This window comes from Streptomyces sp. NPDC091387 (genome assembly GCF_044756945.1).
GTDB lineage: Bacteria > Actinomycetota > Actinomycetes > Streptomycetales > Streptomycetaceae > Streptomyces.
Genome location: NZ_JBIVTZ010000004.1, coordinates 114,960 through 139,176, shown reverse-complemented (window position 1 = coordinate 139,176; position 24,217 = coordinate 114,960). Strand labels below are relative to the sequence as shown.

Here is a 24,217-nt window from a genome sequence, read left to right as displayed (position 1 = left end):
TAGTTGATGGGATTTAGCAGGCCATAATTTCGCGTCGCGTCGCGTCGTGTCGCCCGCTCGCCTCCTCGGCCGACGAACGAGATACTTCATGACCGGCGGCGGCGAATAGAGCAACCACTCCCCGTTGTGGCACCCGGGGCCCCGGCGTCTTCCCGCTCAGCGAGGACCGCGCTTCGCGTGTTCGGCTTCGACCAGCTCCTCCATGAGTTTCTCCGGGTCCACCCTGTACTCGGTGTCATCGAGGGCGTCGTAGTCCTGGGTGCTCAGCGGCAGGCCGAGCGCGGCGAGTTCGGCGGCGAGTTGTGTGAACGCGATTCGCTCGTCGGGCTCATCCTGGTAGCTCGCCTGTTCGGCAGCGGCCCCCTCGGTCAGCGTGAGGCCGACCAGGCTCCAGAAGGTGAACTCGGTGTCCAGCTCTATGAGGTGCCAGGCACGGTCCGTGGGCTCGTCGGGGTGCAGCCAGTAGCCGATCCACCCCTTTCCGCCCTTCGCCACGAGCTTGACGTACGTGGCCATCTCCGCGGCTGCGGCGTTGACGGCCTGCAACTCCGGGTCCGCGAGTTCCTTCTCGCTCAGATAGCTGGTGTCCAGGAGCGGGTGGTCCTCTCCCGCTTCGAAGAATTCGAGGTGGAGAAGGCGGGCGAAGTCGGTGCGGCCTTCCCACTGCGCCACCAGCAGCACGCGCAGATCGTCGGGTATCGGACGGCCGTCCAGTCGCGCGCGGGAGAACTCAGCGAGCCGTTCGTCGTACATGCGCCCTCTCCAGGGTCGAGGCAAGATCCTCACCTCAACGTAACAGCGGTGTCTGACAAGAGGCTGAGTACGCCGGAGACTGCCGACCACCCTCGTGATTCGGGCGCGGAACAAGTCCTGGGACGTGAACGAGCTTGTTGCGCCGGATGCTCCCGCTCGGACCGGAGGGGAGCGCCCTGAGTCCAGCCACTTCTTCGCATGGCCACACGCGCACCCTATGATTGGCCTTATGAGTCGCTGGACGGATATGGCCGGGAAAGCGTCCGGGGAAGACTACGCCGCACGATTCGAGACCCTGGCCCGTAGTGGCAAGAACGTGCACGGTGAGGCGCGGTTCTGCGCAGCGCTCGTGCCTGTCGGAGCGCGGGTGCTGGATGCCGGGTGCGGTACCGGACGCGTCATGATCCGACTCGCGGAACTCGGGTACGACTGCGTCGGGGTGGACCTTGACGCGTCGATGCTGGCGGTGGCGCGCAAGCAGTCGCCCGGACTGCCCTGGTTCCAGGTCGATCTGGCCGAGTTCGAGCCGGCCCTGCTCGGCATTGCGGGAGGCTTCGACCTCGTCGTCGCTGCGGGCAATATCTTCCCGTTGCTCGCCCCCGGTACCGAGACGACGGTGGTGAAGCACCTGTCCGCGGCCCTGCGCCCCGGTGGCCTGCTCGTCGCCGGCTTCGGCCTGGACGAAGCCCACCTGCCGGTGCCGCCCAACCTCACACTGGCGGACTACGACGACTCCTGCTCTGCGGCCGGCCTGACCCTCGTCGACCGCTTCGCCACCTGGGATGCCGACCCTTACGACGGCGGCGGCTATGCCGTCAGCGTCCACCGCCGGTGAGCGCGTACCGGAGGTCTTGATCACCTCGTCCACCAGACAGGCTGGCGACGACCTCGCCTGCCCGTTTTGGGCACGACCAGCGCGACAGCGGGGCGCAGGTCTCGGCGGGCAGTTGGCAGGCCAGGGCCTTGACCTTTCAGCCCAGTAGGCGACAGCTTTCTCCACGTCGGCCAGTTCCTCGGGCAGCGCCTGCCCGGGGTGCGGCAGCCGCTTGACGAAGACGGGGGTTCCGCCGACCTCCAGCAACGCTGTGGTCCCGCCGATGCCGGAACCCATCGGCGCAGCCGTATCCACAAGGTCGCGCAGTTCGCGATCACTGCACAGCGCCAGCGATGTGGAGACGGCGCTGTAGGCCGCCAGACGCGCACCACGCGACGCACAGCCCTGCCCTGCGGTTCACTCCCCGGTACGGGCGAAGGGCATCCAGGACCCGTTTGTGCACACGGATCCGAACACCCTTTGGCCGCACTGCACGTGCAGATCGACAACAAGGTCGGGCGAACACGACGCCCCGGCAGACCACCACTGCTGAGCGGCTCGGATCCGGTCTGCTCGGGCGGGCGGCAGCCTCGGAGGCGCTCGGTCCTCTTCCGGTAAGTCAGTCCGGGTCAGCGGCCCTTGCGTACGCGGGCCGCCGCGCGTGCTTCCGCCGTCTTGCGGGCGTCGGCCGTTCTGCGGGACTCCTTGGGGCGGCCCGGACGAGTGCCCATGCCACGGAAGGCGACGTTGCCGCTGCCCTTCCCTTCGATGGGCGGACGCTTCGCCCCGGTGATGGCGGTCAGCTTCTCCTCGCCGGAGCGCACCTGGGTGACAGTCGGCCGGATCCGGGCGTCGGTCATGATCCGGTTCACGTCTCGCCGCTGGTTCGGGGTGACCAGCGTGACCACGTTCCCGGACTCCCCGGCACGAGCCGTACGCCCCCCACGGTGCAGGTAGTCCTTCGCGTCGGCCGGCGGATCGACGTTGACGACGAGGTCGAGCGCCTCGATGTGAATGCCGCGCGCCGCGACATTGGTGGCTACCAGCACGGTGATCTCGCCGTTCTTGAACTGCGCGAGCGTGTGCGTGCGCTGCGGCTGCGACTTCCCGCTGTGCAGGGCGCCGGCCCGTACGCCGCTGGCCCGCAGGTGCCGGGTGAACTGGTCCACACCGGCCTTGGTGTCCAGGAACATCAGGACCCGGCCGTCCCGCGCGGCGATCTCGGTCGCGGTCGCGTACTTGTCGGCGGGGTGGATGTTCAGCACGTGGTGTTCCATCGTGGCGACCGAGCCCGCCACCCGGTCGAGCGAGGCGACTACCGGCTCGTGCAGGTAGTCGCGCACCAACTGGTCGACATTGCGGTCGAGCGTGGCCGAGAACAGCAGCCGTTGTCCGTCGGGGCGGACCTGGTCCAGGATTTCCGAGACCTGCGGCAGGAACCCCAGGTCGCACATCTGGTCCGCCTCGTCCAGCACGGTGATCCGCACCTGCTGCAGATCGCAGAACCGGCGCGACACCAGGTCGGCGAGGCGTCCCGGCGTCGCGATGACCACTTCGGCGCCGGTCCGCAGCAGCGCCGCCTGCCGGTTGATCGCCAGCCCTCCGACCACCGTCGCCAGCCGTACGTTCAGCGCCTGCGCGTACGGGGCCAGCGCGTCGCTCACCTGCTGCGCGAGCTCACGGGTCGGCACCAGGACCAGGGCGAGCGGCCGCTTCGACTCCGCCTGCCTGCCTGCCGTCCGAGCCAGCAGCGCGAGTCCGAAGGCAAGCGTCTTGCCGGAGCCGGTTCGCGCGCGGCCGAGGACATCACGGCCGGCCAACGCGTTGGGCAGGGTCGCCGCCTGGATCGGGAAGGGCTCCGTCACGCCGAGGCCGGTCATCGTCACCGTAAGTTGCGGCGGGAGTCCGAGCGCGTCGAAGGAATCGACCGGCGGCAGGCCAGGGGCAGCCGACTGCGGCGTTGTGAGTTCGCCCTTCGGGGCCGGCGGCTTCGCGTTCATCGGGCACCTTCCTCGGTCTGGCGCCCGGAACGCGCCGGGGCCCGTACCCCACGGCACGGGCCCCAACATTCTCGAAGCGTGACTTCAGTTTACCAGCGAGGGCACCGGCACACTCCGGTCGCGTCCGCACGCCCGCTGCCGTCGCCGACCTCGGCCAGGGACAGCGCTCGCACCGGACCCGACCTGCGAGGAATCGACATCGAGCACCGTGCCGTCGTCACACCCGGCAAGACCATGCGGGTGTGCCCCGCTATGTGGGTATGGGTGCTCTTCCGCCTCCGTGCGCAGTGAGGGGAAGGCCGGCTTCGCCTTCGTTCACCGCGCGCGGTGCGGTCCGACCTCCACGGAGAGGTCGTTGTCGAACGTGTAGTACGGACGCGCCGATACCCCGCCGAGCACGGTGGCCGGGTAGACGAAGACCGCCTTGCGGTCCGCGATGTCATCCAGCAGCCGGGCCACCCGGATCCGCGGCGCGCCGGTGGCCGGCTGGACGTACACGTCCCAGACCACCGGCGCCTTCCCTGCTCCCGGCCCTCCGCCGTCCGCCACGAGCTCCCCGTAGTCAACGGTGAACGAGAAGTCCTGGTCGCCCTCGGCCCGGAGTGCGACCTGCCGTACGGCGGTGCCCTGCCCCCGTCTGTGCAGCGACACCGCCGCGCCCTCGCCCAGCCGGGCGCCGAACAGCCGCGCCGTCACGGTCATCGAGTCACCCGCGAGGACGATCCGGCCGGCCTCCGCGTGCATGGCCCGCCACCAGGCCCGTACGGCGAGCCGGCCGTCCTTGGTGGCGTACGGGATCCGGACCGCCACCGGCGCTGTCCGGCCGTCGCCCCCGCCGGACACCAGCGCGCGCAGATCACGCAGACCGGGCAGCAGAGGTGTGCGCTCCTCGCCCGGTACGCCCACGACGTAGGCATCCCAGCGGCCTTCCTCAAGAGCCGGGGCCGCCTCCAGTACGCCCTGCCACTGGTCCTTCCCCGCGGGCTCCAGCTCGACGTGGCGGCCGGTCTCCTCCGGCTCCCCCTTCTTCGGGCGCAGCTGAAGCAGCAGCCGGGGACGGGCCGGGGCGGGCAGCGGCAGCCGTACGCGCACGACCAACCGCCCTTCCTCCTCCACCGTCATCTCCCCGCGGGGCTTCGCTACCTGTCCACTCATTCCGACGCAGTCGTTGCCACTCATCGCCGCGCCTTCCGTGCGACCCTCACGACATTGCCTGCCGCGACGAGCATGGTGTCCCTGGCCGCGTAACCGCCGCTCACCAAGGCATGGTCCGTCCCGCGCGCCGGCCGGCCGTCACTCCGGGCCGCCAGGAGTTCCTCGAACAACCGCTCGGCCTGGGCCACGACGGGGGCGGGTGCGTAACGCCGGGAGTTCTCCAGCGCGGTGCGCCCCATGCGCCGGCGCAGTTCGCCGTCGCCCACGAGGTCCAGCAGGGCGCCGGCCAGCGCGTCCCGGTCTCCGACGGGAACCAGCCGGCCGTCCTCGCCAGGGGTGATGATCTCGCCGGGGCCGTACGCACAGTCGGTGCTCACGACCGGCAGCCCGCAGCGCATCGCCTCGACGATGGTCATGCCGAAGGGCTCGAAATCGGATGTCGCCGCCCCGACCGAGCCCTTGACCCACTCGGCTTCCATCGGGGTCACGGGGCCCATCAGGAAGACATTGTTGTACAGCCCCAGCTGGTCGATGAGCCCACGCAGCCGCTCCTGCTCCTCGCCCTTGCCGTAGATGCGCAACTGCCATGCGGGATACTCCGCGGCGACCGCGGCGAAGGCCTCGATCAGCAGGTCGAACCGCTTCACCGGCACCAGCCGTCCGGCGGCGACCACGACGCGCTCGCGGCCGTCCGCCGGCGGGAGGGTCGGGGCCGGGACACTGTTGGGCAGCGCCTGCACCCGCACGCCCGGCAGCCGCATCTTGCGCCGGTAGACGGCGGCGTCGGCCTCCGTGACGGGGGTGATCGCGTCCAGGCGCGGATAGACCCGGCGCAGCGCGTTGCGCAGCCGCGGCGGGTGGTTGTCGAGCGTGAGGTGCTCCTGTCCGACCCGCACAGTCCGCGCGGGGGCCTGGAGAGCCAGGTGGACGTTGAGGCCGGGGCGGGTACCCACGACGACATCGGCGTCGAGCGATGCCAGTGCCTCGCCGATGCGCTCGTCGGTGAGCGCGCTGTACTCGCGGTAGCGGTACTCGGACGAGGGAAAGATCTTCGCCGGTGTCAGATGCCGCGGGTCGTTCTGTTCGTGCCGCAGATCCACCAGGGGCCGCAGCCGCACGCGCGGATCGGGTGTGAGGCGGGGCTGTTCCCGGTTCCGGAGAGCCGAGATGATCTCCACGTCGTGCCGATCGGCCAGCGCTCGGGCCAAGTTGAACGTAGTAGCGATCGTCCCTCCTATCCCATATGCGTTGTGTAAAAGGAAAGAGATCTTCATGCCGTACCTGACAGTCGGCAGCTACGGATGGTTGCCTGCGCCCCGGGTCCGCAGGGACGAGCCTGCGGACCCGGGGTGAGGCGGGGTACTACTCGGTGCCGGGCCACTCGTACACGGTCGACTCCACCGACAGGTCCCGCACGCCCTTGAGACGGACATCCGTGGGGGGTTCGACCTCGAAGCGGTGCACGGGGTCGTTCACCAGGCGGAGGGTCGGCTTGCCGGCGCCCTTCTCCAGGTGTGAGGCGATCACGAGCGTGTAGTTCTCGCCCTCGGACCAGGCCCGGACGAACTCCGTACGCGTCAGGGTCAACTCGCCCGGGACAGCACGTCCGTGGGCCTTGATCTCGTAATAGCGCCCGGTCGAGTCATATGCGTCGGCGCCCATCCCCGACGCACCCCGCTGGTCGTCCAGCTCGACACCCTGGTCCTGGAGGATCCGGCGGAGCGCCTGGATGACGAGCTCCTCCTTGTGGTGGTCGGCGTAGCCGAGCGGTGAGGCCTGGTTGCGCGGCGGGGCTCCTCCGGTCCTGGGCCGGGGGAGTGGGATTCCGGGCGGGCGGGGAGAAGACCCCGGCGTCCCCGGCGTACGGGCAGGGGCGCCGCCCGGTGTGGACGGGGTTCCCGTGCGGGTGACCTTGCCGGGCAGTACGTCGAAGTGGACCGCGTCCACCAGGGGGCGGGCGACCGGCGTGTGCTGCGGGCCGGGCCGGGTGCCGGAGCCGGGGCCGGACCCGGTCACCGTCCCGGGGCTTCCGGGCGCGGGAGCTGAACCGTTGCGGGGGGCCGGGATGGTGCCGGTCGGGCCGACGGGCGCAGCCGGACCCGTGCCCGTGCCTCGCTGAGGGGCCGGCTTCCCGGTCGGCATCGGCGCGGCGGGAGCCCGTTGTGCCCGCCGGTGCAGTTCTTCGGCGAGCCGCTGTCGTTCCTCGCGGTCCCGCTGGCCCGCCGATGTGAGCGCGGTTCCTGCCCCCGCCTCCACCAGGCGTTCCTCCCAGACGTCCCGCCAGCCGTGGCCCACCCGCGACCGCTCTTGCGCGAAGTGGGCGGCGATGGCCGCGCCCGCGCCCGTCTTGGTGGTCAGTGCCGTGTGCGAGCGCAGGAACAGTGTGTTGCGGCCGCGATCGATCTGCGCGTCGACGGGGAGCTCGATGAGCTCGTACGTCTCTCCTGGATCGAGGCGGATCCGCAGGCCAGGGAGCAGCCGGACCTCCAGGCCCGCCAGCCAGTTCCAGCCGGTGAAGGCCTCGGCCGTCCCGGGCTCGTCGCGCACCAGAAGGTCCTGGAGCGCGGCGACTCCCCGCCGGAAGTCCTCCGTGAGGCTCGCGTCGACCGGCTGGTCCAGGGCGGCTCCCGCAGCCCCGTCCACGCAGCCGCCTCCGGTCTCGTACGCGACCTGGGCGCCCGCGACGTCCAGGGGTGTGACGCGCAGCCGCCCGAACAGCGCCGCGAACTGCTGCACGTTCCCTCCCGGCCTCCACAGCGGCAGCCGGTCCGTCAGCACCCGATCAACCCCGGAGTCGGCCACGGCGAACACCGATCGGCCCTTGCCCTTGACCCAGCCGGCCGTGGTCCACAGCGGCAGACTCCTCAGCCTGCTCTGGAGCCCCGGCGACATCGGCTTGTCGTCGCAGGAGATCACGTCCCGCAGGCTGCGCAGAGCCTCCAGCATGACCCTTTCGCGCTCGGCGTCGGGGGCCGTACCCGTCCCGGAGATCTCCTTCAGCACCTCGATGAGGTCATCGAGCCCGGGTTCGGGGATGCCCAGTACCCGCCACAGCGGGTCGACGTCCGCCCCGGTCAGAGTGAAGGGACGGAAGCCCCTCAGGATCGCAGGTCCCCGGAAACACTCGCCGGTCCCCAGCCAGCCCTGGTCGGTCAGGACGAGTCCCTGGTACCGGAACTCCTGACGGATCTGCTTCTCCACCGCCGTCTGGGTCGCCTCTCCCGAACGGTGAGTCAGACTCCGCGCCAGGGACTGATAGACCAGCAGCGCCTCCGCCCTCAGGCTGTCCGGCACGCCCGTACCGGTGTGAACATCGGTATCGGCGGTGTCGTCGGCCTCACGGTCCCGGAGTTCACGCAGCCGTTCCATCAGGCGCGGGACGTCGGGATCGCCGCAGACACCGAGAGTGGTGAGGGCCTCCGTGCGGGTGGCCAGGGCTTTGTGGATCGCCGGGTGCAGATATCCGGGATCTTCCGGCCCGTACAAGGCCTCCGTATCCGGTGTGCGCAGGGTGAGTTCGGTCGGCGGGCGGAGCCGGCCCCGGCTGTCCTCCAGCCAGGCGGTCTCCCGGAGCCGCCACACCCAGATGGCCGCCGTCTCACCCATGACGTTCCACTTGTAGTGGCCCTTGGCCATCGGGACGACGGACTGCTCCGAACTGGCCAGCGGCGTGGTGAGGGTGCGCAGCAGGGCGGCTGTGCGGCGTCGTCGCTCGGTCACGTCCTTCTCGGCCGCGATGTTCTTGACCACGGCGACGAGGTCGTTGCTGGTCAGGTCGTCCAGGGTGTGGTCGGCTCCCTTGGACATCATCTCCATCCGCCGGTCCGTGACGGACCACGTGCAGTTCCGTGCGAGGCCGTGACGGAGATCGCCCGGGTACGTCTTGGTGTAGCCCGGGTAAAGGGCCTCGTGCGCCGGAGTGAGCCGGGGAGCGTCCGCCACGCCCAGCAGCCGCAGGAACGCCGTCTGGCTCAGACCGCCTGCCTGGGCGGCGGAGAGCAGTGATCGCGCGTAGGAGCGGCGCACCCAGATGAGACCGGGAGTCCGACGTGCCGCGACCTCGAACCGGTCTCCGTCAGCGGTCTCCAACGCCTGGGGAACATAAGCGGCGTTGGGCCTCACGCGGTGGGACTGCTCGGTCCCGTCCTTGTCGTAGGCGAAGCCGTTGAGGAGGACGGCCCGTCCGATGCCCGGACCGAGCGGGTCGCGCAGCTTCTTGGGCAGCTCGCCGAGCGCCTGCTGCAGGGCGACAAGCCGGGCGGCCTCCGCCGCCTCGTCGCCGTCGGGAAGTCGCCCGCCGGCTCTTCCGCGCCGTGCGACGATCTTCAGTACGGCTGCCGTGTCTTCGCGGCGCACCAGGCAGTTCCGCCGCTGCAGCCATGCGGTGACGGTCTTCGCCCAGGCGTTGTCCTCCGCGTAGGCGGGATCCAGGTCCATGACCGCGCCCAGTACGTCCAAGGGGCCCGTGGCCTCGCCGGACGCGTCGGCGAACACGTTCTCCGAGGGCTGCGGCCGAAGCCGGCGGCCGTCGGCGGTGACCAGGCAACGCCGGCCTGCGAGCACGGACTCGTGGCCCGCGTCGAGTGCGACCGCGGCGAGCCGTACGAGCCGCGGGACCTCCTGCCACCCGTCGTCGGAGAACAGGCTGAGCGCGTCCGTGACCCGCACCTCGGCGCACAGATCCGCGGCACCCGCCGCACGCCAGTCCGCGAGGACCTGCCGCCAGCGGCCCCCGCTGTCGCGGACGGCGGCAGGCAGTGCGTACGGGGCTTTGCCCAGCCGGGCGATGTCGGTGTCATCGAGGACCCCCGACAGCGGCGCCTCCTCGACCGCGAAATCGGCCAGCGGGGCCTGGGTGCCACCCTCCGCGACCGGGAAGGCCAGCTCGGCGGCGAGCAACTGTCTCGCGCGGGTGACCAGTTCGGTGCGGATCCGGTCCTGGAGCAGGTTGGCCGGCGCGGAGCCCGACGGGCGGGGAAGCGGAATGAGGTGCCACGCTGTGTGATCCACCCTCTCCAGGACGTCGCGCACGCAGGCTGCCCACAGGTCGGCGATCACGGGGACGAGCTGCGCGTTGAGGCGGCTGCCGGCGAAACCCTCGCGGCTGGCGACGGGGTCGAACTGAGTGTGGACGCGGGCCGCCACGTCCAACGGGGCGACGGGCAGGCCGGCATGGACGCTGCCGCTCGCCCCGCGCTCCAGGGGGAGCGCGATGCCCACGGGCACGACGGAACCCAGCGCCTTGTGGCTCCGTTCCCAGTCGGGGTGCGGTGCCACCTGCGCCGTGTACACACGCCACAGCGCTCCGTCGGTCGCCCGGGCGTGCTGCACACTCACCTCGTGCTCGACGCCCTCGATCAGAAGCCGACGCTGTGTCACGTCCTCCCAGGACAGGGTCAGTACGGTGCTGTGTTCGCCCGCCGTCACATCGAGGCCGCGGAGGTGACGCAGGAAGAGCAGGGAAGCGTCGTTCCAGTCCGCGAACCATTCAAGGAGCTGGGCCGCGGTCAGCGTGCCGGGGGCCAGCGGGATGCGGAAGACGGTCCACTCGGGTCCGGAGATCCCGTGGGGGAGTTCCGGCGGCGCCGCGGGTTCGAGATCGGTACCGGAGAAGCGCACGTGGAAGGGGTGGCAGTGCACCTCCCACTCCGTGGTGAGGGCCCTGAGCGTGGACAGTCCGATGCCGAACCTGCCGGTGGCTTCGGCGTCGGCCGTCTTGCCGGTGAGCCAGGGCATGCCGAGCGGGAGGAGATCGGTCAGGCGCAGCCCGGCTCCGTCGTGGGCGACCAGAATGTCGTCGGACCGCAGCAGGATGCGGAGCTGTCGGGCTCCCGCGTCGTCGGAGTTCTGGACGAACTCGGAGAGGACCTGGAGCCGGTCGGTCGAGAGTGTCTTGGCGCCGTGCAGCGCGCCCTCGGCCATCTTGCGGTGGACCCCGCGGCCGCTGCGCAGCCCTTGGTCGAGGAGCCCGACGGCGCGTGCCGCTTCTTCCGGAGTCGTCACCTCTACTTCCGTGGCCGCGTCCGGATCTTCCAGAAGTGTGTGTACCGCCGCCGCGAGAGCGTCCACGCCCGTACCCCTCCCCTTGGTGCCTTGTGATGTCGACCAGCCTGGGGTCCGGGACGGTTCCCGATGATCGGGCGGGCGTGATCCAGCCATGTGTGTGGGGTGCCATGGGGTGCGGTGCGGTTCGGCTGGACGGCGCCGGTACCGCAGGTGCACGCGGCGGGGCAGATGGCGTCGCGCTCCGGCAGGGTGCTGAATGCGGCGGAAACTGATTCCGATCGCCCTTCGGTTGTCAGACCGGCCTGGTAGAGCGCCTCGGCGGACCGGAGGGCCCAGAGCGCTTCGGGTCGGCGATGCTGCCGCCGAGGGCAGTGGTGAACTGATTCGCGTCACCAGGGCAGTGACGAAGCGATTCGCGTCACCAGGGCAGTGCACCGAACTGCCCGACCTCGACCACCCCGTCCACGCCGTGATCACGGCGGAGTCCACGCTCCTCCTCGCCCGGCTGAACCGGCTCGCGGGGACTGTCGCCACCGACGATCCCGCCACCCTGGCGGATGACGTACTGCTCGTGTACGACGGAGCCATGGCCGGCCTGCAGCGAGGACGGACCCCGGATCCCCTCGGCCGCGGCCGGACGCTGGCAAGTCGCCTGATCCAGAATGCTGTCGGGACCGAATGAGGCCGTGTGCGCCGGGCCGGTTCGTGTAGCTGTTCGTGCCGGCAGGGCGCGGTGAGGCCGAGGAAGGCAAGGTAATTCGCCGGGGCCGCGTTCCTCGCGGAAGAGGGTGTGGACGGGGGCCGTCGGGTTCGAGGTCGCCCGCATGGAGTTCCACGCTCGGCTGCACTCCTGTCCGGGTGCGGCGAGACGTACGTCGAGGAACGAGCTATGCGCCGTCGTCGCTGTCGCGCAGGGAATGAATCATGCTCTGCAGGATCCGGAACGCGCCTGACTGCTCGGACTCGGTCATACCGGCCAGCATTCTGACCTCGATGGACCGGACCGCTACGGTCGCCTTCTCCAGGCTCCGTCGGCCGCGAGGCGTGAGCCGCGCGGGAAGAGCCTTCCCGACGGGCGCCTCCGCAGGCCTGGTCACGTGGCCCTCTCGTTCCAGGTGCTGGAGCAGCACGTTCATCGACTGTCGTGTCACGAACGCGCCACGCGCAAGCTCGGAGTTCGACAAGCCGGGCCGTTGAGCCAGCAGCTCGAGGCAGGAGTAGTGCGTCACGCTCATTCCGAGTGGCCGCAGCACCTCCTCCATGGCTGAGCGCAAGGCGCTCGAAGCCTCTTTCAGCAGGTAGCCCAGTGATTTGTCCAGGTCGACGCCGGCGCCTTTTTGACTCATGTCAGTATTCTGACATACGTTGGCCTGTGTCAGGAATCTGACACGAAGAGAAGGAGCATCATCATGCCCGCCACCGGCCCCGACTTCATTTCGCTCCAGGCGCGCGACCTCGACGCCTCGCAGGCGTTCTACGAGCAGTACCTCGGCCTCGTCCGCTCGCAGGCCGGACCTCCGCACGCCGTCGTCTTCGAGACGAAGCCGATCGCGTTCGCACTCCGCGAGGTCGTTCCCGGCACCGATCTCGCATCCGTTGCTCAGCCCGGCGTCGGTGCCGCGATCTGGCTCCACGCCACAGACGTCCAGGCCATCCACGATGCTCTCGTCGCCGACGGTCACACCATCGTCTCCGCACCGGTTGACGGCCCCTTCGGCCGGACATTCGCCTTCGCCGACCCCGACGGCTACCAGGTCACCCTCCACGACCGCGCCTGATACGCCCAACGCCATCGGACGATCGCCGGTCCCCGAAGACCGCGGTTGCGCCCGAGGCCCGAGAATTCGGGCGACATTGACTGGCTCCTGGCACCACCGCTGGCCGTGGCGTATCGCCAGTGGGGACGCGAACACCGCCACCTGTACGCGGTGTTGTTCGGGGGCGCACAGTCCTTCGTGCCGTCGACCCGGGTCGGCGACCGAGACCCGGTGCGACCGCTTGTCGCGGCGATCGACCGTGCCGTGGCGGACCAGATCCTCGCGGGCGACACCACGCTGATCGCCGTCTCGTTGTGGGTCGCCCTGCACGGGCTCGTGACCCTCGAACTCGCCGGCGGTCTCGACGGCACCGCGGCCGAGACCGCGTTCCGGTCAACGATTGATGCCGTACTGCGCGGCTGGGCAACCCCCGCCGCCTTCCCCGGCCTTCGGCGCCTGGACCCGGCGCCGTGAAAGCGGTTTAACCGTAGCCGCACGAACACGGCCGGCAGAGGGCCGGCCCTGGAGGCTTCGGGCCGAAGCTGCCCGGCCACGCGCCGGCGGGGCAGTGGGCGCTCCGGGCGCGGTACGGGGCCCGCTCGCCGACGACGGAGCGCGCCAGGTCGACATCGAGGTCGAGTGCGGCCCCCATCGAGTACATCGGTCAGCCCTTGTGGTGGTCGTTCCCTGTCAAGCTCTGCGTGTTGAAGGCTGTTGCCCCGTACCACTGGCCCGCGGTTCAATCCCTTTCCCGCCCGTGGATGACGTGCAGGGCTATGTGAGGAAGGCGCGGTCGCAGCCAGGCGCATTGAAGTGAGTGACTGCTCGGGGCGCCACGGTGGGCGAGGTGTTGTGATCTGGGTCCGCCCGCGCTATGCGACTCGAGGTGTTCAAGTTCATCTTCGGCGTACTGCGCGGACGGTGGGGTTATCTGGGGGAGTCCGTGCTGGCCTGGGCGGCGAGCAGGACCGATGCGGCGTCGCGTGCCTGGGCCGCGGGCGAGGAGGAACCCGTGATGCCGGCGGTGACCATGGCACCCTCTGCCAACAGGAAGATCTGCTGGCCCGTGGAAGCAGGCCGCCCGGTGCGACCGACGAGATCGATCAGCCAATCCGCGAACGCTTGTTTGTGCTCTTGGACCAATTGCGTGACGGCCGGCGAGGCGGCGCCCAGTTCCCCGTATGAGTTGATCCAGCCGCAACCCCGGAATCCGGGCTCCTCGAACCACTGCCGCAGCCAGTCGAAGACGGCCAGGACCTGCTCCTTGGAGTCCTCGTGGCGGCTTGTGTACTCGGCGATGCTCCGACGCCATCGGACATCGCGGCGGGCCAAGTAGCCCTCGACGAGATCCTGTTTGGCAGGAAAGAGCTGGTAGAGCCGTTTGAGGGAGAGCCCGGAGGCGTCCCTGATCTGCGCCATTCCGACGGCTTGGACCCCTCGCGCGTAGAAGAGGTTCTCGGCGGCATCCAGTGCCTGGTCACGGGCCTCGTCCAGTTTCACGGTCCGCCCCTGCTCGTTGCTGCGGTCTTGGTCGCATTGACGGGAGAATTTCTGTTCTCTACCGTATCAAGGAGAGGGAGAACGGCCGTTCTCCCTCTGAGTCGGTCATAGGAGACGCCATGACGGATCGCCCCCCGCTGCCCCCGTTCACCCACGAGACAGCACTGCAGAAGGTCCAGGCTGCGGAAGACGCCTGGAACACCCAAGATCCGGAAAAGGTCTCGCTGGCCTACTCGGAGGACTCGGTCTGGCGAAACCGCGGTACATCCGTCGCGGGGCGCGCCGACATCGTCGAACTGCTCACCGCCAAGTGGCAGCGGGAGCTCGACTACGCGCTTCGCAAGGAGCTGTGGGCGTTCAGCGATCAGCGCATCGCAGTCCGCTTCCAGTACGAGTGCCGCGACGAAAACGGGCAGTGGTGGTGCTCCTACGGCAACGAGCTATGGGAATTCGACGAGCAGGGACTCATGACCCGCCGCGAGGCGAGCATCAACGACGTGCAGATCGCCCCCGAGGAACGGCGCATTTTCGGGCCCCGTCCCGACAGCGACTGCGGCAAGCCACTCCCGGTACGGTAAAGAACGCATCTGTCGGTGATGGCCGGGGCGCGCCGTGGGGTCACTTGGCGATCAGGCTCCTCCCGATTCGCCATGCACGGCAGTAGGCCGGCATCCCTCCTGCCGCAGATCATTTGCATCGGCGGCCGGTGTGTGCGAGTGCGGACGGGCTGGAGCCCCCACGTCGATGCGGCAGTCCGGTGCCAGCGGAATCGGATCGCCGGGTCTGATCCCGGTCGGCTGTTCGCGCTCCGCCAGCTCTGCCTGTCCCACCAGCTCGGGTGCGTGAGGAGACATGATCGGCGTTGCCTTGGGGACCCAGAACACGCGCCACTTGCTCACCGCGCCACCCCGTCAGGTCGGCTTCAACACGCCGATTCAATAGGGAACACGTCACCACCTCCCGGTGCTCCTGGGTGACGAGTTCGGCGACGCGGGCGGTGATCCGCAGCGGGATGATCGCTGCTGCTGTGGCTTCCGCGTCGCTGACCTGAATCTCATGCGAGAGGTCCCGGTCACGGCTGGGCGGTGTGGTCCCGAAGTGCCGTGGCGCCGCCTGCACGACCTCTCGCCACCGCCTCGACCCGAACGCGGCCGTGACCGCCTCGACCTCCACATCGTCGATCCCGGCGCATACCGGCGAGTCCCAGAACGGTGCATCGGTCTGCATGACCGGCATCGTCACCGTCGGCAACCGATTGCAGCAGGGACCGGCAGGGACCGGCAGGGACCTGATAGTGCGTCACTTCCAGCTGTCGGCAGGCCGAGGCGTGCGCCGTCTTGCACGAGCCAGTCCCTCCTGATCGAACAACGATGTCACGCTCCGCGACAGCTTCCCAAGATCTGTGCCAGAACCCATCTTTGACGGCGCTGGCGATTGTCGTGGCCGCCCGGCTTCGGAAGACCAAGGGGTGAAGCGTGGGAGACTCGATCATGCCTGTGACCAACGAGTGGCTGGCCGGCCCGTCCCCGAAGAAGCACCTTGACCGAGAGCGTCTGGAAGAGCGCATACTCAACCTGCTGTCGTCGCAGAACATGTGCGTGATCGCGACGGCAGGCCCGGAGGGGCCGCTCGCGACGCCAGTGCGGTACTTCCACCTCGACTTCGCCGTGATGTTCAGCACGGATCCTGCATCGCCGAAAATGAGGAACCTCGCTGCTGACCCGCGGGTGTCGGCGGGTGTCTTCGCTCCGCTGGTCGGACAGGCCAGCAGTCGAGGGGCTCAGGTCTTCGGGCGGGCTCGCGTTCTGTCGGAGGAAGACCCCGATTTCGAGCACTACTGGCCTGCGTTTCGCTGGCAGTCCGACCACGTCGAGCGGTCGCGCGCTCTCGATGAACCTCCGTCCGGACCTCTCGTCGTGGTCGAGGCGGAGCGGATTGTCTATACCGAACACTGGTTGCGGCGCGAAGGGTTCGCACCGCGTCAGTTCTGGACCAGGTCAGGCCAGTAGTCCGGGATCCGGTTGGCCAGCCGGGGGTGACGTCAACCGGCCTTGGAGTGTTCTTCTACTTGGGCTGGGGCACGGGTGCTGGCGGGGCGGTATGAGTCGGTGCAGGCTTCGATGAGGGTGCCGTTGAACGTGAGGCGTTCGGCTGTCCCGCACTCAGGTAGCCGGCCCGCCGTACTCGAGGGCGGCGGACCGGCCTCCGTTGACGATCACGGACGTATGGTCTGGCCTTGCACAGTGCCTTCCACCGATGTCACGTACGCCTGGGCTACCTCTGAAACGGGAGTTCCCTCGTTTCCGTCTGCGCCCATGCTTTCCAGGGTTTCCTTGATCCATCCAGGGCTGATCAGATTGATGCGGATCCTTCGCGGCAGCTCACTGGCCGCGTTGCGGACGAAGCCTTCAAGGCCGGTGTTGACGAGAGCTCCCAGCGAGCCGCCGGCCAGCGGGGTGGCGAAGGTGCCCCCGGTCAGGGTGATGGAGCCGCCGTCGCGCAGACGGCGCGCAGCTCGTCGGGCCAGCGCGACCTGCCCCAGTAGCTTGCCCTGTACTCCAGCCGCGATCTCTTCATCCGTCACTGACTCCAGATCCACAAGCGGGCCGCTGGCGGCGCAGCACACCACTGCATCGAGATCCGGCAACTGGTCGAAGAGGGCGTCCAAGGAAGACGGGTCCTCCACATCCACCTTCACCGGCCCCCTGCGGGATCCCTTGACCACCTGATGAGAAGCCTCTAGCGCACTGGTGACAGCACTGCCGATCGTTCCTGTCGCTCCGATCACAAGTACCTTCATGTCACCGATCATGTCAGGGCCGGTAACACGCGGGCGATGTCTTTCGCCGCTCTGCCGCAGACCGGGAGAGCGGTCGTGGAGGGCTATTGAAGCCGCATCATGTTGCGGAGTAGTTCAAATCAGGCTCGTCCGTAGGGCTGCCTTTTGATCTTCTTGATTCGGTTCACGGCGCCTTCAACACTGCCGGAACTCCACTCCAGGGTGAGTCCGGCTGTCGCGGCGTCGAGGTCTCGGAGCAGGTGGATCGCGAAGCCGGTGAGGCCCGGCAGTTGGCCGGCATCAAGGCGCCGATCCCGGTGAGGAGCGTGGCGCCGAGGCGTTGGGTGAGTATCTTGCCGAACCCACTGATGTGACCGGCGGCGGTGTCCCGATCCTCGCGATCGGATTGGGCGTCAGGCAGCACTCATTCGTGTGTCACCGATCGGAAGCCCGGCGTTCGGTTTCCATCCATGCCGACGCCCTGCACGGCCGGGCCGACCCCGAGCTCCAGGGTTCCGGCGGCGGGTCCAGCGGCCACTGGTAGGGGTGCCCGGCAAAGACCGTTTGTGGACGACCGCCGGTTTGCTCCCGTCCGGGCCGCCTGAATCGGTAACTCCCTGCCCAGTGGCGTCCTACAAGGCGGTGTTGTGCGACGTCCCCGTGTGGGAGTTGATCAGGTCCTTGGCGATGGCGCGGGCTTCGTCCGCGGCGTTGCTGACGGTGCCCAGTGCCTGGGTCGTGGTGGCGCCCTCGAAAAGAAGGAGCAGCTGATTGACCAGCCGGTCGGGTGCGGGATGTCCGGTGGCTCGGGCGAGTGCGGTGATGCGGACGCGGAGCGCCTGCTTGTGGGCGGTGACGACAGCGCGAGCCGGATGGTCGGGCGCGGTGAGTTCTGCGGCGGCGTTGGCGAAGGAGCAGCCGCGGAAGCGCGGGTCCGCGTGCCATAGACGCAGGGCATCAAAGACGGCGAGAAGCCGGGCGTCGGGATCGTCACCGGCGGCGCTGACGCACTCTTCCATAGTGGCCCGCCAGCGCGCATCGCGCGCTTGGAGGTATGCCGCTACGAGGGCGTCCTTCCCGCCGAAGTGCCGATAGAAGGTCATGCGGGCCACCTGGGCCGCTTCGATGACGGCATCCACGCCTGTGGCGTTGATGCCGTGGGCGTAGAAGAGCTGGTCGGCGGCGTCCAGAAGGCGACTGCGGGCCGAGCGCGCATCGATTTTCACGTTGTCCACGTCGACTATGATACCAATCGTTCTACATAGAAGAGTGACCGTTCTACCTCATGGAGGTGAGGGTATGGCGACGCCATCGTCGACGGTGGTACGCCCGTGGGGGCTGACCGCCTCGGGGCTGGCCTTGATCGCGGTCTGCTACGGGCTCGCGCGCTTCGCTTACGGGCTGTTCCTGCCCGCGTTCAAGGACGCCTTCCACTTCGGCGGCACTCTGTCCGGTGTGATTGCCGGCGGCAGCTTCGCTGCGTACTGCGTCACCGTCGTTGCCGCGGCCGCGGCCGTCGCGCGCTTCGGGCCGCGCCCAGTGGCTGCTGCCGCCGGAGTGACCGCAGCGGTGGGTATGGCGCTGGTCGCCGCTGCGACAGACGCAGGCATGCTGGCCATGGGCGTACTGATAGCAGGAGCCAGCACCGGAGTGGCATCCCCGCCACTGGCCGAGGCGATAGGGCGCTGGGGCCCCCAGCGCCATCATGACCGCGCCCAGGCCATCGTCAACGCCGGTCCCGCCGCCGGCATCGTGGCCTCCGGCTTCGTGGCGCTCTCGGCCCTCGGTCACTGGCGCATCGCATGGGCGGCCTTCGCCGTAGTGGCTGTCGCGGTGACCTGTTGGGTCACCCTGTTGTTGCCGGGCCGAAGTGCCTCCGGTGCGGACACCCACGCTGTGCGTCCGCTCGGCGCACTGACAGCTGTGGCGCGTGACCGCAGGTCCTGGACGGCGCTGGGCGCGGCAGCACTGTTCGGAGCGGCCAGCTCGGCCACCTGGAACTTCGGCCGTGAGCACGTCATGAACGCCGGAGGGATGAGTGCCACTGTCTCCGTGCTGCTATGGGTGGTCCTGGGCGCGGCTGAACTCGTCGGCCTGTCCGCCGGCGACCTGATCGCACGCCACGGACTCCGTCGCGTCTGGACCATCGCCCTCGCCCTGCTGGGCACGGCGAGCGCCGTGATTGGACTACTGCCCGGCCACCTCATTGCCGCTTTCGCCGGGATCGCGGTCTTCGGGGCCGCCTACGTCACGCTCACCACCGTGATCTTCTTCTGGATCACCCGCATGCACCCCGAGACCACGGCTGCCGCGGTCGCACTGGGCTTCCTCATGATCTCTGCGGGACAGGCCGTGGCTTCCCCCGTCGTCGGCGCACTCGCCGACCACATGGGCACCGCGTTCTCGTTTCTTGCGTGCGCGGCGCTCGGCGTCGTCGGTGCGAGAGCGGTCCGGCCACGAACAGGCCCCTGAGATGCGGCCCTCTGGGTCTCAGAGGGCGGCATGCCAGAGCAGGGGCATTCCTTCCGTCGCCTGAACGTGTAGCTGTGCGGCATCCCGGCCGGTACGAGATGCGGGACATCATCAACGCGCTGCTCTGCCAGGGGCGGACCGGTTCTCAGCGGGACTTGCTTCCGCATGAAGTTCAGCCGCCCAGCGCGGTGAAGTACTACTTCTGCACCTGGCGCGACGACGGCACCGACCAGACCATTCACGACCTGCTGCGCTGACGGGTGCGGGAGAAGGCGAACATCGAGGTGGAGGTCGTGGAGCGCAACCCCACCGCAGACCGGACTCGTTACCCAGGCCGAGCAGTGGGTCGTGGAGCGCGCCCAGGGGATCTTGATGCTGCATCGCAGGCAGGTACGCGCCTACGAACATCGTTTCTGCGGATCGGAGTTACGGGTGTACCGGGCGATGCCCGCGGTGTTGCTGCGGCGGTTGACCGGGCGACCACGCCCGCGCAGAGCCGCCGGACGAACACCCCTGTGTGACCATCGGCTTCGTGGAGGATTCAACCTCCAGCCTGTTGCCGCAGCTACGTTCCAGCCGAGAGCCACCCCGTCGCCGTCGCCGACCGCTGTGAGTCAGCTGTTCTTGCTGCTGCTGCTGCGGGTGCGAGGTGCCTGGTACTGGGCGTCGGTGACGTGCTCCAGCCAGGTCGTCTCGGCGCGGTCGTCGTCCGGTGCGGTCGCGTCCCACAGGGCGAGGTGCTGCATGAAGCGGTCCTCGGTGGCGCCGTGCCAGTGCTCCTCGCCGGGCGGGCAGGTGACGGTCTCACCCGGATGCGCCTCGTACACGGTGCCGTCGCGCGTGCCGATCAGGGCGATGCCCGCGACGACGTGGAGGGTCTGGCCGACGGCGTGACGGTGCCAGGCGGTGCGGGCGCAGGGGGCGAAGCGCACCATGTTGGCGCGGATACGGGAAGGCTCCCGGCCTGCGTGGATGACGTCGAACCAGACGTCTCCGTTGAACCAGGCCTCGGGGCCCTTGCCGGTGGGCTGCGGGTTGACGAATTCCATGACGTGCTCCTTGGCGCGGATCCGGTGTCTGGGGAAAACGGACGTCAGATGGCGGTGTTGTTGATCAGTACGTCGATGCGCCCGAACCGCGTGACGGCGGCCTCGACGGCTGTCTGGGCCGCGTCCGTGCTGGTGATGTCCAGCGCGGTGACCAGCAGGTTGTCCTGCTCGCCGCCGAGCGCCCGGAGGACCGTCTCGGGCCGGTGGCCGGTGGCGACGACCTGGTGGCCAGGGCCTGGCGGGCGATGTCGGTGCCCAGGCCGCGGCCGGCACCGGTAACCAAGATGACCTTGCTCATGAGAAGTGGAGCTCCTGCGTGGAAGGAAGAAGAGGGCTCAGTGGTTCCGGGGGAGGCGTCGTCGATGACCTTCCGCGGTGCGGGTTCCATTTCCGGCACGATGCACACGACGCTCTTTCCTCCCGTTTCCTGCCCGGCGTCATTCCAGGTTTGCACCTGTGCGCGCGGCCGTGCAGAGGAGGATTTGTTCCTGGGAAGAAACATCCTGGGAAGGATCCTTCCCCCTCACCGCCGGCGCTCCCGCTGCCACACTGGGGGTATGAGTCCGACACCGCACCTGAACGAGCTGGGTGAGTTCCTCAAGGCCCGCCGAGCCGAGCTGAGCCCCCGTGCCGTGGGGCTGCCCAGCAGCGCGAGCCCGCGCCGGGTCGCCGGGCTGCGCCGGGAAGAGGTCGCTCACCTCGCGTCGATCTCCACGGACTACTACACCCGCCTGGAACAGGGGCGGCTGCCACCCTCCGCGCCGGTGCTGGAGTCCGTGGCCCAGGCCCTGCAGCTGGACGTTGACCAGCGACGCTACCTGTTCGGCCTGGCCGGGAAAGAGACCGCGAAGCCGCGCCGCAGGGCCCGGCAGAAGGTCCAGCCGCAGCTGCGCAGGGTCCTGGACGACCTCACCTCCACGCCCGCCGTCGTGATGGGACGCCGGATGGACGTCATCGCCTGGAACCCTCTCGCAGCGGCCCTCGTCACCGACTTCGCCGCCGTCCCGGAAAAGCACCGCAACTACGTGCGCATTCTTTTCACCGACCCGGCGATGCGCACCCTGTACGCCGATTGGAAAAGCGTTGCCCGTACCGCGGTCGCGCAATTGCGTATGGAGGCGGCGAAGTATCCCGACGACCCCCGTCTGACCGCTCTGGTCGGCGAGTTGTGCGTTCAGGACGAGGACTTCCGTCAGTGGTGGGCCGCGCACCACGTCGCCGTTCTCAGCGTGGGGACGAAGGTCCTCAGCCACCCGGTCGCCGGCGAGCTCACCCTTGACTGGGACACCCTGACCGCCAGCACCGACCCCGACCAGCAGCTCGTCGTATGGACCGCCGAAGTCGGCTCCCCAACCCACGACGGCCTGCGCATCCTCGCCTCCTGGGCCGCCGACCAGCACCGGACCAGCGCCTGACCCGCCGGATGAGTGCCACGCGCGGCCATGTGACCAGTCCTGCGGCGGCCCACGACCCGGCGGGTCGTAGTGTCGAAACCTGCTCCCGAGGAGGAATTCCGATGCGCAGCGTGACTTACTCGATGGGCGTCTCCCTCGACGGCTACATCGTCGGGCCGGACGGCGACTTCGCATGGACGGCGCCCGACGAGGAGATCTTCCGCTTCGTCACCGACGAGATCCGGGAGGTCGGCGTCCACCTGTTGGGACGACGGCTGTACGAGACGATGCTGTACTGGGAGACCGCGGACCAGGACCCGACGCTCGACGACTCGATGCGTGAGTGGGCCGCGATCTGGAACCCGCTCCCCAAGGTGGTGTTCTCCACCACGCTGTCGACGGTGCAGGGCAATGCCCGCCTGGCCGCCGGCGGCCTGGCGGAGGAGATCGAGCGGTTGCGAGCCGAGCCGGACGCGGGCGACATCGCGATCGGCGGCGCTGCTCTCGCCGCCGAGGCGGCCGCGCTGGGCCTGATCGACGAGTACCGGGCCAGGGTCTACCCGGTGCTGGTGGGCGGCGGTATTCCGTTCTTTCCCCACCACGAGAGCCGGGTGGACCTCGAACTCGTCGAGACCCGCACCATCGGCTCAGGAGTCGTCTACCTCCGCTACCGCGTGGCGCGCCCAGCCCCGCTTCAGCAGTAGCCGACGGGCCCCACCGAGCCGGGGCCTCACGGCCTGGTGCAGCCCCGCCGAGGTCCTTGGCGGGGCTGCACCACGTACTGCACCGGAGCGGCCCTGGGCTCCCTGCTCGTCACCCGCTTTGCTCTCCCGTACCGCCCTGCGGCTAGTGCCGCATCAGACAATGTTTGCCTCGTCTGCCAGACTGCTCGGATGATCGTCAGACTCGCACGAGAGCAAGACTTCGCTGGCTTTCTTGGCCTGGCAGCTCAGGTCGAGCACTGGTTCGGTCCGATGGTCGGAGATCCCGGATTCCATAGCGCTGTCGACAAGCACATTGGCCGGTCTGCAGCGCTCGTCGCCGTCTCTTCGTGCTCGGATCTCCTCGGCGGCCTGTTGTTCGGTGCCAAGGAGCCGACCTACCACGTCCACTGGCTCGTCGTCTCGGAGAAGGAACGCGGGAAGGGCGTCGGTCGTGCGCTGATGGTGGACGCAACACGAAGGTTCGTGCGCGGCCCGGGCAGCATTGAGGTGGTCACCTTCGGGGCCGACCACCCGGGCGCCGTTGTCAGCGGCGCACGCGTCTTTTACGAGTGTCTCGGTTTCGCCCCTGCCGAGGCCGCAGATCCGGGGCCGGAAGGCGGTTCACGGCAGGTCTATCGCCGGGTCGTCACTTGATTCAAGCGACGTTGGCCCTGGCGACAACCTTGCGCAGGCTTTCATCGGCGGTGTGCTTGTTCCGCCAGATGATGTAACGGCGGATCATGCTGCCCTGCTCTTTGTGGCTGGCGTGGTCGGTGCCGTCGAGGGTGAAGTAGCGCAGGGCGGTGAACTGGGCCTCGATGCGGTTGAGCCAGGAGGAGTTCGTCGGGGTGTAGGCGATCTCGACGTTGTTGGCCTCGGCCCAGTCGGCCACCCGGCGGCATCGCTTGGTGGTCAGGTGCGGCGAGTAGTTGTCACACACGATCGCCAGGCGGACCGTCGGCGGGTAGTGGGTGCGCAGGTAGCGGCAGAACTCCAGGAACTTCAACCGGTTCTTGGTCTTCTTGATGTGGCCGTAGAGTTTGTCTTTGCCCAGGTCATAGGCGGCGAACAGGTGCCGGACCCCGTGCGGGCGGGTGTAGGTCGCCCGCCGCCGGGGCCTGGGTTCGCGGTCGGGGTCCTTGTGCCTGCCGCCGCGTTCGGCCCACTGCCGGCCCGGGTGCGGCTGGAGGTTGAGCGGCCCGAACTCGTCCATGCAGAACACCACCTCCGGTTCGCCCTCCTCAGGTATGACCTCGCCGTCGGCGATCGCGTACAGGTGCTCCACGCGCGCCTTCTTGGCCGCGTAGTCCGGGTCACGGGACGCCTTCCAGGTCTTTACCCGTTGAAAGGAGACGCCTTCCTCGCGGAGCAGGATGCGCAGGCCCTCGTGGCTGATGTCGTCGACCACCCCCTCGGCGACCAGGAAGTCCGCCAGCTTGGTCAGGCTCCAGGTCGAAAACGGCAGGCTGTGCTCGGCTGGCTTGGACTTGCCGATCTTCTTGATCTCGCGCCGCTCGGGCAGCGTGAAGGTCTTGGGCCGGCCGCCTTGGTATTTCGGGTAAAGGGATTCGAATCCGTCGGTGTTGAAGTTATGGATCACGTCTCGGACCCGGTCCGCGCTGCTGAAAGTGACCTCGGCGATCTTCGCCACCGCCATGCCCTGCGCGGACAGCAGCACCATCTGGGCCCGCCGCCAAGTCACCACCGAGCCGGTGCCGCGGCGGATGATCCGCAGCAGCCGTCTGCCCTCATCGTCATCGATCTCACGGACGCGTACTCGTTCTGCCACCCGCACAGCCTGACGGCCACGCGCTGTCTAGGACAGGACCCGGGT

21 protein-coding genes and 3 pseudogenes are annotated in these 24,217 nt (G+C 68.8%); 11 read left to right on the top strand and 13 right to left on the bottom strand.

What is annotated here, in order from left to right:
* Positions 1-156: 156 nt before the first annotated feature.
* Positions 157-753, bottom strand: coding sequence for a hypothetical protein (locus ACIQM0_RS09995; RefSeq protein ID WP_401285383.1), 597 nt, complete (start codon positions 751-753; stop codon positions 157-159).
* 229 nt (positions 754-982) lie between these two features.
* On the opposite strand from ACIQM0_RS09995, the gene ACIQM0_RS09990 reads away from it, so the two are divergent.
* A complete protein-coding gene (locus ACIQM0_RS09990; RefSeq protein WP_401285382.1) occupies positions 983-1,588 on the top strand; it encodes a class I SAM-dependent methyltransferase in 606 nt (201 codons plus the stop codon).
* A gap of 201 nt (positions 1,589-1,789) precedes the next feature.
* Here ACIQM0_RS09990 and ACIQM0_RS09985 read toward each other — a convergent pair.
* The 5 genes and pseudogenes from ACIQM0_RS09985 to ACIQM0_RS09965 form a co-directional block, all read right to left on the bottom strand.
* A pseudogene (locus ACIQM0_RS09985) lies at positions 1,790-1,948 on the bottom strand (protein kinase family protein); the annotation flags it as partial.
* A gap of 248 nt (positions 1,949-2,196) precedes the next feature.
* Positions 2,197-3,567, bottom strand: a complete 1,371-nt coding sequence (locus ACIQM0_RS09980) for a DEAD/DEAH box helicase (protein ID WP_401285380.1) — start codon at positions 3,565-3,567, stop codon at positions 2,197-2,199.
* A 315-nt stretch (positions 3,568-3,882) separates the two neighbouring features.
* Positions 3,883-4,722, bottom strand: coding sequence for a hypothetical protein (locus ACIQM0_RS09975; protein WP_401285378.1), 840 nt, complete (start codon positions 4,720-4,722; stop codon positions 3,883-3,885).
* A gap of 20 nt (positions 4,723-4,742) precedes the next feature.
* Complete coding sequence (locus ACIQM0_RS09970; protein ID WP_401285376.1) at positions 4,743-5,996, bottom strand: glycosyltransferase family 4 protein; 1,254 nt, start codon at positions 5,994-5,996, stop codon at positions 4,743-4,745.
* A gap of 88 nt (positions 5,997-6,084) precedes the next feature.
* Positions 6,085-10,725 (bottom strand): sacsin N-terminal ATP-binding-like domain-containing protein, encoded by a 4,641-nt coding sequence (locus ACIQM0_RS09965; protein ID WP_401285374.1) that lies wholly within the window; start codon positions 10,723-10,725, stop codon positions 6,085-6,087.
* 403 nt (positions 10,726-11,128) lie between these two features.
* Between ACIQM0_RS09965 and ACIQM0_RS09960 the strand changes: the two genes are divergently transcribed.
* A complete protein-coding gene (locus ACIQM0_RS09960) occupies positions 11,129-11,410 on the top strand; it encodes a hypothetical protein (RefSeq protein WP_401285372.1) in 282 nt (93 codons plus the stop codon).
* 205 nt (positions 11,411-11,615) lie between these two features.
* Here ACIQM0_RS09960 and ACIQM0_RS09955 read toward each other — a convergent pair whose 3' ends face one another.
* Positions 11,616-12,074 (bottom strand): MarR family winged helix-turn-helix transcriptional regulator, encoded by a 459-nt coding sequence (locus tag ACIQM0_RS09955; RefSeq protein WP_401285370.1) that lies wholly within the window; start codon positions 12,072-12,074, stop codon positions 11,616-11,618.
* Between the two features lie 63 nt (positions 12,075-12,137).
* Here ACIQM0_RS09955 and ACIQM0_RS09950 point away from each other — a divergent pair, with 63 nt between their 5' ends.
* Positions 12,138-12,506, top strand: a complete 369-nt coding sequence (locus tag ACIQM0_RS09950; RefSeq protein ID WP_401285368.1) for a VOC family protein — start codon at positions 12,138-12,140, stop codon at positions 12,504-12,506.
* Positions 12,507-12,605: 99 nt separating this feature from the next.
* Positions 12,606-12,959 (top strand): annotated as a pseudogene (locus tag ACIQM0_RS09945) (TetR-like C-terminal domain-containing protein); the annotation flags it as partial.
* 453 nt (positions 12,960-13,412) lie between these two features.
* Here the strand turns inward: ACIQM0_RS09945 and ACIQM0_RS09940 are convergent.
* Positions 13,413-13,985 carry a TetR/AcrR family transcriptional regulator gene (locus tag ACIQM0_RS09940; protein WP_401285367.1) on the bottom strand — a complete coding sequence of 191 codons (573 nt, stop codon included), beginning with the start codon at positions 13,983-13,985 and terminating at the stop codon, positions 13,413-13,415.
* A gap of 119 nt (positions 13,986-14,104) precedes the next feature.
* Between ACIQM0_RS09940 and ACIQM0_RS09935 the strand changes: the two genes are divergently transcribed.
* Both ACIQM0_RS09935 and ACIQM0_RS09930 read left to right on the top strand, forming a co-directional pair.
* Positions 14,105-14,563 (top strand): nuclear transport factor 2 family protein, encoded by a 459-nt coding sequence (locus tag ACIQM0_RS09935; RefSeq protein WP_401285365.1) that lies wholly within the window; start codon positions 14,105-14,107, stop codon positions 14,561-14,563.
* A gap of 912 nt (positions 14,564-15,475) precedes the next feature.
* Positions 15,476-15,994, top strand: coding sequence for a pyridoxamine 5'-phosphate oxidase family protein (locus tag ACIQM0_RS09930; RefSeq protein ID WP_401285798.1), 519 nt, complete (start codon positions 15,476-15,478; stop codon positions 15,992-15,994).
* Positions 15,995-16,200: 206 nt separating this feature from the next.
* Here ACIQM0_RS09930 and ACIQM0_RS09925 read toward each other — a convergent pair whose 3' ends face one another.
* Together ACIQM0_RS09925 and ACIQM0_RS09920 are read right to left on the bottom strand one after the other, a co-directional pair.
* Positions 16,201-16,785 (bottom strand): short chain dehydrogenase, encoded by a 585-nt coding sequence (locus ACIQM0_RS09925; protein WP_401285797.1) that lies wholly within the window; start codon positions 16,783-16,785, stop codon positions 16,201-16,203.
* Positions 16,786-17,396: 611 nt separating this feature from the next.
* On the bottom strand, positions 17,397-17,999 hold the full coding sequence (locus tag ACIQM0_RS09920) for a TetR/AcrR family transcriptional regulator (RefSeq protein ID WP_401285363.1): 603 nt from the start codon (positions 17,997-17,999) through the stop codon (positions 17,397-17,399).
* A gap of 64 nt (positions 18,000-18,063) precedes the next feature.
* On the opposite strand from ACIQM0_RS09920, the gene ACIQM0_RS09915 reads away from it, so the two are divergent.
* Both ACIQM0_RS09915 and ACIQM0_RS09910 read left to right on the top strand, forming a co-directional pair.
* The gene (locus ACIQM0_RS09915) at positions 18,064-19,236 is read left to right on the top strand and encodes an MFS transporter (protein WP_401285361.1); all 1,173 of its coding nucleotides are present in this window, start codon (positions 18,064-18,066) and stop codon (positions 19,234-19,236) included.
* A complete protein-coding gene (locus ACIQM0_RS09910) occupies positions 19,179-19,493 on the top strand; it encodes a transposase (protein WP_401285358.1) in 315 nt (104 codons plus the stop codon). The genes ACIQM0_RS09915 and ACIQM0_RS09910 overlap by 58 nt, the downstream gene beginning before the upstream one ends.
* Positions 19,494-19,850: 357 nt before the next feature.
* On the opposite strand, the gene ACIQM0_RS09905 is transcribed toward ACIQM0_RS09910, so the two are convergent.
* Entirely contained in the window at positions 19,851-20,285 is a 435-nt protein-coding gene (locus tag ACIQM0_RS09905; protein ID WP_401285355.1) for a cupin domain-containing protein, read from the bottom strand.
* A 50-nt stretch (positions 20,286-20,335) separates the two neighbouring features.
* Positions 20,336-20,583: pseudogene (locus ACIQM0_RS09900) on the bottom strand (SDR family NAD(P)-dependent oxidoreductase); the annotation flags it as partial.
* A 259-nt stretch (positions 20,584-20,842) separates the two neighbouring features.
* Between ACIQM0_RS09900 and ACIQM0_RS09895 the strand changes: the two are divergent.
* The 3 genes from ACIQM0_RS09895 to ACIQM0_RS09885 all read left to right on the top strand — a co-directional run bounded on the left by ACIQM0_RS09895 (position 20,843) and on the right by ACIQM0_RS09885 (position 23,037).
* Positions 20,843-21,700, top strand: coding sequence for a helix-turn-helix domain-containing protein (locus ACIQM0_RS09895; protein ID WP_401285352.1), 858 nt, complete (start codon positions 20,843-20,845; stop codon positions 21,698-21,700).
* 101 nt (positions 21,701-21,801) lie between these two features.
* Positions 21,802-22,383 carry a dihydrofolate reductase family protein gene (locus tag ACIQM0_RS09890; RefSeq protein WP_401285349.1) on the top strand — a complete coding sequence of 194 codons (582 nt, stop codon included), beginning with the start codon at positions 21,802-21,804 and terminating at the stop codon, positions 22,381-22,383.
* 189 nt (positions 22,384-22,572) lie between these two features.
* Positions 22,573-23,037: a GNAT family N-acetyltransferase gene (locus ACIQM0_RS09885; RefSeq protein WP_401285346.1), complete on the top strand. Its 465-nt coding sequence runs from the start codon at positions 22,573-22,575 to the stop codon at positions 23,035-23,037.
* Between the two features lies 1 nt (position 23,038).
* Here ACIQM0_RS09885 and ACIQM0_RS09880 read toward each other — a convergent pair whose 3' ends face one another.
* On the bottom strand, positions 23,039-24,172 hold the full coding sequence (locus ACIQM0_RS09880; RefSeq protein WP_401285796.1) for an IS630 family transposase: 1,134 nt from the start codon (positions 24,170-24,172) through the stop codon (positions 23,039-23,041).
* Between the last annotated feature and the right edge of the window lie 45 nt (positions 24,173-24,217).